Source organism: Amycolatopsis thermoflava N1165 (assembly GCF_000473265.1).
In the GTDB taxonomy this organism is placed as follows: Bacteria; Actinomycetota; Actinomycetes; order Mycobacteriales; family Pseudonocardiaceae; genus Amycolatopsis_E; species Amycolatopsis_E thermoflava.
On record NZ_KI421511.1, the window covers coordinates 163,247 to 177,330 of the forward strand.

The 14,084-nt window shown below is 73.9% G+C and carries 13 protein-coding genes; 11 read left to right on the forward strand and 2 right to left on the reverse strand.

The annotated features are described in order from the left end of the window. Positions 1-27 precede the first annotated feature (27 nt). Positions 28-2,094 (forward strand): primosomal protein N', encoded by a 2,067-nt coding sequence (locus AMYTH_RS0100865; RefSeq protein WP_027928704.1) that lies wholly within the window; start codon positions 28-30, stop codon positions 2,092-2,094. Here AMYTH_RS0100865 and AMYTH_RS0100870 read toward each other — a convergent pair. After that, the gene (locus tag AMYTH_RS0100870) at positions 2,087-2,614 is read right to left on the reverse strand and encodes a hypothetical protein (RefSeq protein WP_228684515.1); all 528 of its coding nucleotides are present in this window, start codon (positions 2,612-2,614) and stop codon (positions 2,087-2,089) included. The genes AMYTH_RS0100865 and AMYTH_RS0100870 overlap by 8 nt on opposite strands. Before the next feature lie 60 nt (positions 2,615-2,674). Between AMYTH_RS0100870 and ggt the strand changes: the two genes are divergently transcribed. The 9 genes from ggt (at position 2,675) to AMYTH_RS0100915 (ending at position 11,201) form a co-directional block, all read left to right on the forward strand. After that, positions 2,675-4,450 carry a gamma-glutamyltransferase gene (gene ggt, locus AMYTH_RS0100875; RefSeq protein ID WP_027928706.1) on the forward strand — a complete coding sequence of 592 codons (1,776 nt, stop codon included), beginning with the start codon at positions 2,675-2,677 and terminating at the stop codon, positions 4,448-4,450. Between the two features lie 245 nt (positions 4,451-4,695). Next, positions 4,696-5,622 (forward strand): methionyl-tRNA formyltransferase, encoded by a 927-nt coding sequence (fmt, locus tag AMYTH_RS0100880; RefSeq protein WP_027928707.1) that lies wholly within the window; start codon positions 4,696-4,698, stop codon positions 5,620-5,622. Then, a complete protein-coding gene (locus AMYTH_RS0100885) occupies positions 5,619-7,034 on the forward strand; it encodes an RsmB/NOP family class I SAM-dependent RNA methyltransferase (protein WP_027928708.1) in 1,416 nt (471 codons plus the stop codon). The genes fmt and AMYTH_RS0100885 overlap by 4 nt, the downstream gene beginning before the upstream one ends. Then, positions 7,031-7,540 (forward strand): flavoprotein, encoded by a 510-nt coding sequence (locus AMYTH_RS0100890; protein WP_027928709.1) that lies wholly within the window; start codon positions 7,031-7,033, stop codon positions 7,538-7,540. The genes AMYTH_RS0100885 and AMYTH_RS0100890 overlap by 4 nt, the downstream gene beginning before the upstream one ends. Positions 7,541-7,584: 44 nt before the next feature. Continuing rightward, positions 7,585-8,274, forward strand: coding sequence for a ribulose-phosphate 3-epimerase (rpe, locus tag AMYTH_RS0100895; RefSeq protein WP_017983060.1), 690 nt, complete (start codon positions 7,585-7,587; stop codon positions 8,272-8,274). A gap of 20 nt (positions 8,275-8,294) precedes the next feature. Further along, positions 8,295-8,930 (forward strand): riboflavin synthase, encoded by a 636-nt coding sequence (locus AMYTH_RS0100900; RefSeq protein WP_027928710.1) that lies wholly within the window; start codon positions 8,295-8,297, stop codon positions 8,928-8,930. 29 nt (positions 8,931-8,959) lie between these two features. Further along, positions 8,960-10,237 carry a bifunctional 3,4-dihydroxy-2-butanone-4-phosphate synthase/GTP cyclohydrolase II gene (locus AMYTH_RS0100905; RefSeq protein WP_027928711.1) on the forward strand — a complete coding sequence of 426 codons (1,278 nt, stop codon included), beginning with the start codon at positions 8,960-8,962 and terminating at the stop codon, positions 10,235-10,237. Beyond that, on the forward strand, positions 10,234-10,740 hold the full coding sequence (gene ribH, locus AMYTH_RS0100910) for a 6,7-dimethyl-8-ribityllumazine synthase (protein WP_020422338.1): 507 nt from the start codon (positions 10,234-10,236) through the stop codon (positions 10,738-10,740). Before AMYTH_RS0100905 ends, ribH begins: the two co-directional genes overlap by 4 nt. Beyond that, on the forward strand, positions 10,737-11,201 hold the full coding sequence (locus tag AMYTH_RS0100915; RefSeq protein ID WP_027928712.1) for a PH domain-containing protein: 465 nt from the start codon (positions 10,737-10,739) through the stop codon (positions 11,199-11,201). The genes ribH and AMYTH_RS0100915 overlap by 4 nt, the downstream gene beginning before the upstream one ends. 48 nt (positions 11,202-11,249) lie before the next feature. Here the strand turns inward: AMYTH_RS0100915 and AMYTH_RS0100920 are convergent, their stop codons facing one another. Continuing rightward, on the reverse strand, positions 11,250-12,026 hold the full coding sequence (locus tag AMYTH_RS0100920; RefSeq protein ID WP_027928713.1) for an exodeoxyribonuclease III: 777 nt from the start codon (positions 12,024-12,026) through the stop codon (positions 11,250-11,252). 90 nt (positions 12,027-12,116) lie between these two features. On the opposite strand from AMYTH_RS0100920, the gene uvrC reads away from it, so the two are divergent. Then, positions 12,117-14,060: an excinuclease ABC subunit UvrC gene (uvrC, locus tag AMYTH_RS0100925; protein ID WP_027928714.1), complete on the forward strand. Its 1,944-nt coding sequence runs from the start codon at positions 12,117-12,119 to the stop codon at positions 14,058-14,060. The last annotated feature ends 24 nt before the right edge of the window (positions 14,061-14,084 follow it).

Genomic DNA, 14,084 nt, shown 5'->3' on the forward strand with positions numbered 1-14,084 from the left:
CCTGGGCGTGTCTGGTAGAGAACAAGCGTGACCTCTTCCGACGCGCTCTGGGACCTCCCCGCCGCCGCGCCCAAGCGCGCGGCGGCGAAGCGGCCCCCGTCCCGGAAGGGGCAGCAGAAGCCGGCGGAGAAGGATCCCGTCGCGCGCATCGTGGTCGACGTGCCGCTCGCGCACCTGGACCGCACCTTCGACTACCAGGTGCCGGACAAGCTCGACGCCGACGCGGTGCCCGGCTGCCGCGTGCGGGTGCGCTTCGCCGGGCAGCTGGTCGACGGGTTCCTCGTCGAGCGCGCGTCCACCACCGAGCACAAGGGGCGGCTGGCGTTCCTGGAGCGGGTCACCTCGCCCGAGCCGGTGCTTTCGCCCACCCTCTACGGGCTGGCCCGCCGCGTCGCCGATCACTACGGCGGCACGCTCATGGACGTGCTCCGGCTGGCCATCCCGCCCCGCCACGCCAAGGCCGAGTCCGAACCCGCCCGCGAGCGCGCCGAGGTGACCGAGGCGCCCTCGGCGCAGGCGTGGCAGCGGTACCAGTTCGGCGGGTCGTTCACCGAGGCGCTGCGGGCCGCCCGGCAGGCGCATGCCGTGTGGCAGGCGCTGCCGGGGGAGGATTGGCCCGCGCGGCTGGCCGAACTCGCGGCCCTCGCCGCTGCGAGCGGGCGCGGCGCGCTGCTCGTCGTGCCGGACCACCGCGACCTGACGCGTGTGCACGACGCGTGCGTTCGGGTCGCCGGTGAAGACGCCGTGGTCGCGTTGTCGGCGGACACCGGGCCGGCCGAGCGGTACCGGCGGTGGCTCGCGGTGTCGCGCGGGTCGGTGCCGATCGTGGTCGGCACGCGCGCGGCGATGTTCGCGCCGGTCGCCGACCCGGGGCTGTTCGTGGTGTGGGACGACGGCGACGACCTGCACGTCGACCCGCACATGCCGTATCCGCAGGTGCGAGACGTGCTGGCGTTGCGGGCGCACGCACAGGGCGCGTCGTTCGTCGCGGGTGGGTTCGCCCGCACCGCGGAAGCTCAGCTGCTGGTCGAGACGCGGTGGGCGCACCCGATCGTCGGATCCCGGGACGAGCTGCGGAAAGCGGCGCCGCGCGTGACTCCGGTCGGCGAGGACTTCGACGTGGCGCGCGACGAGGCGGCGCGGGTGGCCCGGCTGCCCTCGGTGGCGTTCGAGGCCGCGCGGCAGTCGTTGTCGGCCGGCGCGCCCGTGCTGGTGCAGGTGCCCCGGCGCGGGTACGTGCCCGCGCTGGCGTGCGGGCAATGCCGGACGCCCGCGCACTGCCGTCGCTGCGCCGGCCCGCTCGGGTTGCCGGGCGGGGCGGGGGCCGACGTGGCGCACCCGCCGAGCTGCCGGTGGTGCGGCACGCCCGAGGCGCACTTCCGGTGCCCGGCCTGCGGTTCGGCGCGGCTGCGGGCGGTCGTGGTCGGCGCGAAGCGGACCGCCGAGGAGCTGGGCCGGGCATTCCCGGGCGTGCCGGTGCGCACGTCGGGCGCGCGGGAGGTGCTGGCGTCCGTGCCCGGGCGGCCGGCGCTGGTGGTGTCCACGCCCGGGGCCGAGCCGGTGGCCGAGGGCGGCTACGGCGCGGCGCTGCTGCTGGACGGCTGGGCGCTGCTGGGGCGGCAGGACCTGCGGGCGGCGGAGGAGACGCTGCGGCGGTGGATGGCGGCGGCGGCGCTGGTGCGGCCGTCGTCGGCGGGCGGCCGGGTCGTCGTCGGCGCGGAGGCCCCGCTCGCGCCGGTGCAGGCACTGGTCCGCTGGGACCCGGCCTGGCACGCCGAGCGGGAACTGGCCGAGCGGCGCGAACTGGGCTTCCCGCCCGCGGTGCGGATGGCGAGCGTGGAGGGCACGCCGGAGGCGGTGGCCGCGCTGCTGGCGGAGACCGAACTGCCGCCGTCCGCGGAGGTCCTGGGGCCGGTGCCACTGACCGAGCCGGACGAGGAGGGCCGCTCCGAGCGGGAGCGGGCGCTGATCCGCGTGCCCCGCGGGGACGGGCGGGCGCTGGCGTCCTGCCTGGCCGCGGCGCAGGCGGCGCGCGCCGCCCGCAAGGAAACCGCGGCGGTGCGGATCCAGCTGGACCCGCTGGCCCTCATCTAGGGGCGAGCGCGTGACCGGCCGCGGCGAACAACGCGAAGCCGGACAGCACACCCGACACCAGCCCGATCACCGCCGAGCTCGCGCCCACGGCGGCGAGCACGAACCCGGCCACCCCGAGCGCGGTCATGGCCACGCCCAGCGTCACGAACCGGGCGAGCCGGAACGCCCGCCCCATCGCGACGAAGTGCACCCCGACCACCACGGCGATCCACGCGACACCCACTTCGCCGTGCCCGAGCACGCCGTTGATCACGAACAACCCGGCGAACAGCGCCACCACCTCGGCCGCGACGATCAGCTGGAACCGGCGCCGGTCGAAGAACGCCGTGCCCGCGCCGCCCGCCGGCTTCCCGCGCCGCGCCAGCACCACGAACAGCGCCACCGCCACCACCGCGGCGGCGATCCGGAGCACCAGCGGCCACGGCGCGGCGAGCCCGCCGCTGTTGACGAGCACGAACACGAGGCCGAACACGATCGCGATGAGGGAGCCGATCGCTTCGCCGGCGCTGATCCTGGTCATGATGATCATCCTGCCCCGCCCCGGTTGAGCGTGGGCGCGGAACCGGGCAGACTGCGGGAAATGCGGACTCTGCGTGCTTTCGCGGTTCTCGTCAGTGCGGTCCTGCTCGCCCCCGGCGTCGCGTACGCCGAAGAGGCTCCACCGAAACAGCCGGTCGCCACCGGGTTCGGCGGCGCCGTCGCCAGCATCGACGCCGACGCCACCGCGATCGGCACCCGGGTGCTGGCCGAGGGCGGCAACGCGGTGGACGCGGCCGTCGCCACCGCCGCGGCCCTCGGCGTCACCGACCCGTTCTCAGCCGGCATCGGCGGCGGCGGGTTCTTCGTCTACTACGACGCCCGCACCCGGCAGGTGCACACCCTCGACGGCCGGGAGACCGCGCCCGCCTCCGCCGACGAGAACCTCTTCGTCGAGAACGGGCAGCCGATCCCGTTCGCCGAGGCCGTCACCAGCGGTCTGTCCGTCGGAGTGCCGGGCACGCCGGCCACGTGGCAGGACGCGCTGCGCAAGTGGGGCACCCGGTCGCTGAACCAGGTGCTGCGCCCGGCCGCCCGCCTGGCCCGCGACGGCTTCACCGTGGACCAGACCTTCCACACGCAGATCGCCAACAACGCGCAGCGCTTCTCGGCGTTCCCGAGCACCCGCGAGCTGTACCTGCCCGGCGGGGCGCCGCCCGCCGTCGGCACCACGTTCACCAACCCGGACCTGGCCGCCACCTACGAAACGCTGGCCCGCGAAGGCGTGCGCACGCTCTACCGCGGCCCGATCGCCGAGGAGATCGCCGCGACCGTGCAGCAGCCGCCGGTCGATCCGGCCGCCGGGCTCAACGTCCGGCCGGGCAAGCTGACGACCGACGACATCGCCGCGTACCGCACGGTCGAGCGCGAACCCACCCGCACGCGCTACCGCGGCCTCGACGTCTACGGCATGCCCGCGCCGTCCTCCGGCGGGCTGACCGTGGGCGAGGCGCTCAACATCCTGGAGAACTTCGACGTCGCCCGGTTCGGCGAGGCCGACTACCTGCACCACTTCCTGGAGGCGAGCCGCCTCGCGTTCGCCGACCGCAACCGGTGGATCGGCGACCCGGCGTTCGTGGACGTGCCCGCGCGGGAGCTGCTCAGCCAGCGGTTCGCGGACAGCCGGGCGTGCCTGATCGACCCGTCCCGCGCGGCGGTGGGCACCGTCGCCGCAGGCGACCCGCGCCACCCGCAGCCGTGTGCCGCCGGGACCGCGGCGCCGACCCCGTACGAGGGTGAGAACACCACGCACCTGACCGTCGCGGACCGGTGGGGCAACGTGGTCGCCTACACGCTGACGATCGAGCAGGAGGGCGGCAGCGGGATCGTGGTGCCCGGCCGCGGTTTCCTGCTCAACAACGAGCTGACCGACTTCTCGTTCACCCCGGTGACGCCGGGCGTGCCCGACCCGAACCTGCCCGGCCCCGGCAAGCGCCCGCGGTCCTCGATGGCGCCGACGATCATCCTGGAGCACGGCAAGCCGCTGCTCGCCACCGGTTCGCCCGGTGGCGCCTCGATCATCACGACGGTGCTGCAGGTGCTGCTCGGCCGGCTGGACCGCGGGCTGACGCTGGAGGAGGCGATCGCCGCGCCGCGGGCCTCGCAGCGCAACTCCGGGCCCGCCCAGGTCGAACCGGCGTTCCTCGCGCTGCCGGAGGCGTCCGACCTGCGGTCGCGGGGCCAGCTCTTCTCGTCGACCCCGGCCGAGATCGGCGCCGCGACCGGCGTGGAGCGCCTCCCGGACGGCCGGTGGCTGGCCGCGGCCGAGCCGGTGCGCCGCGGCGGGGGAGCGGCGCAGGTGGTCCACCCGGTGCCTTGAACCGGCCTGTGGCTGCGCCGGTGCGGGTGATGTGCCGGGTGCCCTGAAGCGGCCCCCGCCGCACTGGTGCGGGCGGTGCTCTGCGCGGCGCAGCGGTTGCACCGGCGCAACTTGGGCACCCCGCGCCCTGAACCAGGGCGCCCCGCCCGGCCGGGCGCCCTGGTCCGGCCGGGCGGGGCGCCGGGGCCGGTCACTAGACTGGCTCCGATGCCCACCCACTCCACACCCGTCGCCGAGGTGCGTTGATGCGCCTCGTCTTCGCCGGTACCCCCGAACCCGCCGTGCCGTCGCTGCGCGCGCTCCTCGACTCGCCGCGGCACGAGGTCGTCGCCGTCGTCACGCGGCCCGACGCGCCCGCCGGCCGGGGCCGCAAGCTGCTGCGCTCACCCGTCGGCGCCCTCGCCGACGAACACGGCATCGAGGTCCTCACCCCGCCCAAGGCGGGCGACCCGGACTTCCTGCAGCGGCTCACCGAACTCGCCCCCGACGCCTGCCCCGTCGTCGCCTACGGGGCGCTCCTGCCGCAGCGCGCACTGGACATCCCGCGGCACGGCTGGATCAACCTGCACTTCTCGCTGCTGCCCGCGTGGCGTGGCGCGGCGCCGGTGCAGGCCGCCATCCGCGCCGGCGACGAGATCACCGGCGCGTCCACCTTCCGCATCGTCAAGGAACTCGACGCGGGCCCGGTCTTCGGCGTGGTCACCGAGAAGATCGCCGGCGACGACACCGCGGGCGCGCTCCTGGACCGCCTCGCGGTCTCCGGCGCCCGCCTCCTGGCGTCCACATTGGACGGCATCGAGGACGGCGAGGTCCAGGCGGTGCCCCAGCCCGCCGACGGCGTCACCTACGCCCCGAAGGTCACCGTCGAGGACGCGCGCGTCACGTTCACCGACCCGGCCGCCGCCGTCGACCGCCACATCCGCTCGGTCACCCCGGATCCGGGCGCGTGGACCGAGTTCCGCGGCGAACGCGTCAAGCTCGGCCCGGTGACGATCGTCGACGAGCCCCCGCTGGCGCCGGGCGAGCTGCGCGTCGAGCGCAAGCGCGTCCTGGCGGGCACGGCGACGAAACCGGTGCGGCTGGGCGAGGTCCAGGCGCAGGGCAAGAAACGCATGGCGGCCACCGACTGGGCCCGCGGCACCCGCATCGAGCAAGGAGAACGGCTGTCATGAACGAGCGCAGGCCAGCCCGGCCCCAGCGCGGCCGACCGGCGCCCCGCAAACAGGGCCCCCGCCGCCCGCCTGCCGAGGACCCGGCGCGCCGCGTCGCGCTGGAGGTGCTGCGCGCCGTCCGCCAGCGCGACGCGTACGCCAACCTCGTGCTGCCCGACATGCTGCGCCGCAACCGCCTGTCCGGCCGGGACGCCGCGCTGGCCACCGAACTCGCGTACGGCGCCTCCCGCGCCCAGGGCATGCTCGACGCGATCCTCGCCGCGTGCCTGGACCGCCCGCTGGACAAGGTCGACGGCCCGGTCCTGGACTGCCTCCGCCTCGGCGCCTACCAGCTGCTGCGCACCCGCATCCCGGAGCACGCCGCGGTCACCTCGACCGTCGACCTGGCCCGCGCCGACGCCGGCTCGCACGTCGCCGGGTTCGTCAACGCCGTCCTGCGCAGCGTCTCGGAGAAGGACGAGGACACGTGGATGGCGGAGCTGACCCCGGACCGCGACAAGGACCCGATCGGGCACCTCGCGATGCGCACCGCCCACCCGCGGTGGGTGGCGCGCGCGTTCGCCGAGGCGCTCGGCGACAAGGGCGACGACCTGCAGGCGGCGCTGGAGGCCGACGACGCCCGTCCCGCCGTGCACCTGGCCGCCCGGCCCGGTGAGATCAGCGCCGACGAGCTGGCCGCCATCACCGGCGGCGACGTCGCCCCGTACTCGCCCTACGGCGTGCACCTGCCCGCCGGCGCGGGCGACCCCGGCGACTCGGAGCCGGTCCGCGAGCGCCTGGCCGTGGTCCAGGACGAGGGCAGCCAGCTGTGCGCGGTCGCGCTGACCCGGGTGCCGCTGGACGGCGCCGACGAGCGCTGGCTCGACCTGTGCGCGGGTCCCGGCGGCAAGGCCGGGATGCTCGGCGCGCTCGCCGCGACCCAGGGCGCGCACGTGGACGCCGTCGAGCAGGCCCCGCACCGCGCGAAGCTCGTCGAGCAGGCGACCGAGGGCCTGCCGGTCACCGTGCACGTCGCCGACGGCCGCGACCCCGGCCTCGAACCCGGCTTCGACCGCGTCCTGGTCGACGCGCCGTGCAGCGGCCTGGGCGCCCTGCGCCGCCGCCCAGAGGCGCGCTGGCGGCGCAAGCCCTCCGACGTGCCGGACCTGACCAGGCTGCAGGGCGAGCTGCTCACCTCGGCGCTGGACCTCACCCGTTCCGGCGGTGTGGTGGCCTATGTCGTCTGCTCGCCGCACCTGGCCGAGACCGAGGGCGTCGTCGGCGAGATCACCCGCCGCAGCAAGGCCGAGGTGCTGGACGCGCGGGAGTTCTTCCCCGGCGTGCCCCAGCTCGGCGACGGGCCGTACGTGCAGCTGTGGCCGCACCGGCACGGCACGGACGCGATGTTCTGCGCCGTGCTGCGCAAGCCGTGACCGTCCTCGGCCTGATCGGCAGCTCGTGCGGGGGACTGGACACCCGGTTCCGCGCCGAGCTGGCCGCGCCTGCCGCCGCCCGCGGCCACCGGCTCGCGATCACGCTCACGCCGACCGCGCACCGCTGGCTGGACGCGGCCGGGGAGCTCGACCCGCTGGCCGCGCTGACCGACCTGCCGGTCCGCGCCAACTCGCGGCTGCCCGGCGAGCCGCGCCCGCACCCCGACCCGCCGGTGTTCCTGTTCGCGCCGGCGTCGGCCAACTCGGTCGCCAAGCTCGCGCTGGGCATCGCCGACAACCAGGCCCTCACCGTCCTGGGTGACGTGCTCGGCGACCCGGCCGTCACGATCATCGTCGGCTACCAGGTCCAGGACGCCCGGTTCCGGCACCCGGCCTGGCGGCGGCACCTGGACACCCTCGCCGAGGCGGGCGTGCGGGTGCGGCGGCTGGAGTACGGCAAGCCCTGGTCGGAGATCCTGGACCTGCTGCCGGCGTCCACAGGATGAGTGGGGCCACGGGCGCGCGGACGCACGATCTACACTCCGTAACCGTGGCCCACCGACCTCTCATCGCGCCCAGCATCCTGTCCGCCGACTTCGCCCGTCTGGGCGAGGAGATCCACGCCGTCGCCGGTGCCGGCGACACCAGGGCCGACTGGGTCCACGTGGACGTCATGGACAACCACTTCGTGCCCAACCTGACGCTGGGCCTGCCGGTCGTGCAGTCGCTGCTGAAGTCCACGGACATCCCGCTGGACTGCCACCTGATGATCGAGGACCCGGACCGCTGGGCCATCGGCTACGCCGAGGCCGGCGCCTACAACGTCACCGTGCACGTCGAGGCCGCCGCCGATCCGGTGATGCTGGCGAAGAACCTGCGCGCCGCGGGCGCCAAGGCCGGGCTGTCCATCAAGCCGGGCACCCCGCTCGAGGACCATGTCGAGACGCTCAAGCACTACGACACCCTGCTGGTGATGTCGGTCGAGCCGGGCTTCGGCGGCCAGTCGTTCATCCCGGACGTGCTGGAGAAGGTCCGCACCGCGCGCCGCCTCGTCGACACCGGCCACCTCAAGCTGGTCGTGGAGATCGACGGCGGCATCAACGCCGACACGATCGAGCAGGCCGCCGAGGCAGGCGTGGACTGCTTCGTCGCCGGCTCCGCCGTCTACGGCGCGGAAGACCCCGGCAAGGCCGTCGCGGCCCTGCGCGAACGTGCCGCCCGCGCCGGCGCGGCACACTGACACCGACAAGGAGGCCGCCAGTGTTCACCGGCATCGTGGAGGAGCTCGGCGAGATCACGGCCGTCGAGCAGGTTCCCAACGCCGCGCGGCTCACCGTACGCGGGCCCGTGGTGACCTCCGACGCCAAACACGGCGACTCGATCGCCGTCAGCGGGGTGTGCCTGACCGTCGTCGACGTGTTCGGCTCCGAGTTCACCGTGGACGTGGTGCACGAGACGCTGCAGCGCTCCCGGCTGGCCAAGATCGCCGTGGGGGACCGGGTGAACCTGGAGCGGGCGACCGCGGTGGGGGACCGGCTCGGCGGGCACATCATGCAGGGCCACGTCGACGGCACCGGGGTGTTCCTGTCCCGCGACGCGGCCGGGCTCACCCGGTTCGCGCTGCCGGAGGGGCTGTCCCGCTACATCGTGGAGAAGGGCTCGATCGCGGTCGACGGCATCTCGCTGACCGTGACGAGTGTGACGAACGACGAGTTCTCCGTGGCGCTGATTCCGACGACACTGGAACTGACCACCCTCGGCCGTGCCGAGCCGGGTGATCTGGTGAACCTCGAGGTCGACGTGCTCGCCAAGTACGTGGAGAAGCTCGCGACGCCCCATCTGCCCGGCCGCACGGAGCACACTGGAGCCGGGGCAGGCTCGAAGGAGGACGCGTGAGCAGCGCAGGGACACCGTGCGGGGCGGGGGTGCCGGTCGACGTCGCCGGCATCGAGAAGGCGATCGCGGACATCGCCGCCGGGCGGCCGGTGGTCGTCGTCGACGACGAGGACCGCGAGAACGAGGGCGACCTGATCTTCGCCGCCGAGAAGGCGACGCCGGAGCTGCTCGCCTTCATGGTGCGCTACACCTCGGGGTACGTCTGCGTGGCGCTCACCGAGGAGGACTGCAACCGGCTGGACCTCCCGCCGATGTACCACACGAACCAGGACCAGCGCGGCACCGCGTACACGGTCACGGTGGACGCGGCCGAGGGCATCACCACCGGCATCTCCGCCTCCGACCGGGCGCACACGATCCGGCTGCTGGCCGACCCGAAGTCGCAGGCCGGCGACTTCCGGCGGCCGGGGCACGTGGTCCCGCTGCGCGCCAAGGAGGGCGGCGTGCTGCGCCGGCCAGGGCACACCGAGGCCTCGGTCGACCTGGCCCGCATGGCCGGGCTGCACCCGTCGGGCGTGCTGTGCGAGATCGTCTCCCAGAAGGACGAGGGGGACATGGCGCGCCGGGACGAGCTGGAGGTGTTCGCCTCCGACCACGACCTGCAGATCATCACGATCGCCGACCTGATCGCCTACCGGCGCCGCCACGAGAAGCAGGTCGAGCGGGTCGCCGAGGCGCGCATCCCGCTCGAGGCCGGCGTGTTCCGCGCGGTCGGCTACGACAGCCTGCTGGACGGCATTGAGCACGTCGCGTTCGTGTACGGCGAGATCGGCGACGGCGAGGACATCCTGGTGCGGGTGCACTCGGAGTGCCTCACCGGCGACGTGTTCGGGTCGCTGCGCTGCGACTGCGGCCCGCAGCTGGACGCGGCGCTGCGGATCGTCGCCGACGAGGGCCGGGGTGTCGTGCTCTACATCCGCGGCCACGAGGGCCGTGGCATCGGGCTGCTGCACAAGCTGCAGGCCTACCAGCTGCAGGACCTCGGCGCGGACACGGTGGACGCGAACCTGGCGCTCGGGGTGCCCGCGGACGCCCGCGACTACGGCACGGGCGCGCAGATCCTGTGCGACCTGGGTGTGCGGTCGATGCGGCTGCTGACGAACAACCCGGCGAAGCGGATCGGCCTGGAGGGCTACGGCCTGAAGGTCACCGGCCGGGTGCCGCTGCCGATCTCGCCGAACCCGGAGAACCTGCGTTACCTGCGCACGAAGCGGGACCGGATGGGCCACGACCTGTCCAACCTGGAGGAGTTCGACCAGGTCGGCGCCGACCTGGAGGCACGGAACGGGAACGGTGCTTCGCAGTGAGTGGTGAAGGCAGGCCGGACGTCGAGCTCGACCTGAGCGAGTGCGAGAACCTGCGGCTGGGCATCGTGGCCACGCGGTGGCACGCGAAGATCACCGACGCCCTGCTGGAGAACGCGCTGAAGGCTGTGCGGGAGGCGAAGCTGTCGGAGGAGCCGACGGTGGTGCGCGTCGCCGGCGCGGTGGAGCTGCCGGTGGTGGCGCAGGCGCTGGCCCGCACGCACGACGCGGTCGTCGCGCTGGGCGTGGTCATCCGCGGCGGCACGCCGCACTTCGAGTACGTGTGCGACGCGGTGACGGCCGGCCTGACCCGGGTCGCGCTGGACGAGGGCACGCCCGTCGGCAACGGGGTGCTGACCTGCGACACCGAGCAGCAGGCGCTGGACCGGTCCGGGCTGCCCGGGTCGAAGGAGGACAAGGGCCGCGAGGCCACGCAGGCGGCACTGGACGCGGCGCACGTGCTGCGGTCGCTGCGGCAGCCGTGGACCGATCGGAAGTTCGTGTGAGCGCAGCCGTGGCGGAGAAGTCGGAGGCCGTGGTGTTCCGGCCGCACCGGGCGACCTGGATGTCGGCGGTGCTGGCGGTCGTGCTGCTCGCGGTGTTCGTGGTCGTGGCGATCCTGCTGCGCGGCTCGGACACCGGCGTGATCTTCCAGCGGTCCGACCAGATCGCCATGGTGTTCATCGGACTGCTGCTCGCCGGCGCGACGATGCTGTTCGCGACGCCCCGGGTGCGGGCGGACGCCTCGGGCGTGCAGGTGCGCAACGTGCTGGTGGGGCGCCGGTTCAGCTGGCTGGAGGTGCTGTCGGTGAGCTTCCCCGACGGCGCCTCGTTCGCCCGGCTGGAACTGCCGGAGGACGAGTACTACGCGATGCTGGCGATCCAGGCGGTCGACCGGGACCGTGCCGTCGAGGCGGTGCGCACGCTGCGCCGGCTGCACAAGGAAGCCTGGGCCGCGCAGGACTGACCGCCGGCAGGGCGCACGTCGCCGAGACTGTGCGCCCCGCGCGGCGGGTCAGACCGTCAGGTCGACCACCACCGGGGCGTGGTCCGAGGTGCCCTTGCCCTTGCGTGCCTCCCGGTCCACGTACGCGTCGCTCACCGCGCCGGTGAACTTCGCCGATCCGAAGACCAGGTCGATCCGCATCCCGTTGTTCTTCGGGAACGCCAGTTGCCGGTAGTCCCAGTACGTGTAGGGCGTGTCGTACTTCAGGGCGCGCGGCAGGACCTCCTCCAGGCCTGCCTCGCGCAGGGCCGCCAGTGCCGCCCGCTCCGCCTCGGTCACGTGCGTCATGCCGTCGAACAGCGTGATGTCCCAGACGTCGTCGTCGGTCGGCGCGATGTTGAAGTCGCCCAGCACGGCGAACGGCCGGTCGTCGCCGACCTCGGCCGCGACCGTCGAACGCAGCGCCGAAAGCCACTGCAGTTTGTACGCGTAGTGCGGGTGCGCCACCTCCCGCCCGTTGGGCACGTACACCGACCACACCCGTACCCCGCCGCACGTCGCGCCGATCGCGCGCGGCTCGGAGACGTCGTCGAACGTCGGCTCGCCGTCCAGCCCGCGCCGCACGTCCGCCAGCCCTACTCGGGACAGGATCGCCACGCCGTTCCACCGGCCGGTGCCGTACGCCGCGACCTCGTAGCCCGCCGCGGCCACCTCGGCGGGGAACGCCTCCGTGGCGCACTTCAGCTCCTGCAGGCACACCACGTCCGGCTGGGCGGTCTCGAGCCAGGACAGCAGCTTCGGCAGCCGCGCGGTGACGGAGTTGACGTTCCAGGTGGCGATGCGCATGATCCCGAGAATCGCATACCCGCCCGGCCCCGCCGCACGCGGCGGGAGGGGTGCGTCGGACTGTCACACCCGAGCCATAGGCTGGAGGGCGTGGCTGACCCGTCCACCTACCGTCCCTCGCCGGGGAGCATCCCGGAAGAGCCCGGCGTCTACAAGTTCCGCGACGCGACCAAGCGGGTCATCTACGTCGGCAAGGCCAAGAGCCTGCGCAGCAGGCTGAACTCCTACTTCGCCGACCTGTCCGGGCTGCACCCGCGGACCAGGCAGATGGTGACCACCGCGGCCAGCGTCGAGTGGACCGTGGTCTCCACCGAGGTCGAGGCCCTCCAGCTCGAGTACAACTGGATCAAGGAGTTCGACCCGCGGTTCAACGTCCGCTACCGCGACGACAAGTCCTACCCGGTGCTGGCGGTGACCCTGCACGAGGAGTTCCCGCGGCTGCACGTCTACCGCGGCCCCCGCAAGAAGGGCGTGCGGTACTTCGGCCCGTACGCGCACGCGTGGGCGATCCGCGAGACGCTCGACCTGCTGCTGCGCGTGTTCCCGGCGCGCACCTGCTCCAACGGCGTGTTCCGCCGTCACGGTCAGATCGGCCGCCCGTGCCTGCTCGGCTACATCGACAAGTGCTCCGCCCCGTGTGTCGGCCGCGTGACCGCCGAGGAGCACCGGGACATCGTGGAAGACTTCTGCGACTTCCTCTCCGGGCGCACCGACGCGATGGTGCGCAAGCTGGAGCGGGACATGGCCGAGGCGGCCGAGAACCTGGAGTTCGAGAAGGCCGCCCGCCTGCGTGACGACATCGGCGCGCTGCGGCGGGCGATGGAGAAGCAGGCCGTGGTGCTCGGCGACGGCACGGACGCCGACCTGGTCGCCTTCGCCCACGACGAGCTGGAGGCCGCCGTGCAGGTCTTCCACGTGCGTGGCGGTCGGGTGCGTGGCCAGCGCGGCTGGGTGATCGACAAGGCCGACGAGATGGGCGTGCCGGAGCTCGTCGAGCAGTTCCTCACCCAGTTCTACGGCGAGCAGGTCGAGCTGGCCGAGCAGGGCACCGACCTGGGCACGCCGGTGCCGCGCGAGGTGCTGGTGCCGGAGCTGCCCGAGGACGCCGAGGCGATGACGGAGTGGCTGTCCGGGCTGCGTGGCTCGCGGGTGCAGCTGCGGGTGCCCCAGCGCGGCGACAAGCGCGCGCTCGCCGAGACGGTGGAGCGCAACGCGCAGGAGGCGTTCCAGCAGCACAAGCTGCGCCGCGCGGGCGACCTGACCGCGCGGTCGGCCGCGCTGGCCGAGCTGCAGGAACACCTGGGCCTGGACAGCGCGCCGCTGCGCATCGAGTGCGTCGACATCAGCCACACGCAGGGCACCGACGTGGTGGCCTCGCTGGTGGTGTTCGAGGACGGCGTGGCGCGCAAGTCGGAGTACCGCCGGTTCGCGCTGCGGGAGGCCGCCACCGAGGGGGATGTCGCCTCCATTGCCGAGGTCGTGCGGCGGCGGTTCGCTCGCTACCAGACCGAAACCCAGGAGGGCCTGGCGGGCGAGAAGCCGGGCATCGACCCGGAGACCGGGCGGCCGCGCAAGTTCGCCTACCCGCCGAACCTGCTCGTGGTCGACGGCGCCGGCCCGCAGGCGACGGCGGCGGCGGACGTGCTGGCGGAGATGGGCATCACCGACATCGCCGTGGTCGGCCTGGCGAAGCGGCTGGAGGAGGTGTGGCTGCCCGGCGACCCCGATCCGGTGATCCTGCCGCGCACCTCGGAGGCCCTGTACCTGTTGCAGCGGGTGCGGGACGAGGCGCACCGGTTCGCCATCGCCTACCACCGGCAGAAGCGCGCCAAGCGCGTTCAGGTGTCCGCTTTGGACGGTGTGCCGGGGCTGGGGCAGGCGCGGCGGGCCGCGCTGATCAAGCACTTCGGCTCGGTGAAGCGGCTGAAGGAAGCAGGGGTGGACGAGATCGCGCAGGTGCCTGGCGTGGGGAAGCGCACGGCCGAGGCGATCTTCGCCGCGTTGGCCTCACTTGGGGAGTCGGAGAAGCAGTGACGGGAGAGACGATGGCCGAGGACC

Bases quoted from the DNA above. Each gene is read 5' to 3' on its own strand.
- ggt (WP_027928706.1), top strand. From the start codon at position 2,675: ATGCGGACTCTGCGTGCTTTCGCGGTTCTCGTCAGTGCGGTCCTGCTC.
- fmt (WP_027928707.1), top strand. From the start codon at position 4,696: ATGCGCCTCGTCTTCGCCGGTACCCCCGAACCCGCCGTGCCGTCGCTG.
- AMYTH_RS0100920 (WP_027928713.1), bottom strand. From the start codon at position 12,026: ATGCGCATCGCCACCTGGAACGTCAACTCCGTCACCGCGCGGCTGCCG.
- AMYTH_RS0100870 (WP_228684515.1), bottom strand. From the start codon at position 2,614: ATGACCAGGATCAGCGCCGGCGAAGCGATCGGCTCCCTCATCGCGATC.
- AMYTH_RS0100885 (WP_027928708.1), top strand. From the start codon at position 5,619: ATGAACGAGCGCAGGCCAGCCCGGCCCCAGCGCGGCCGACCGGCGCCC.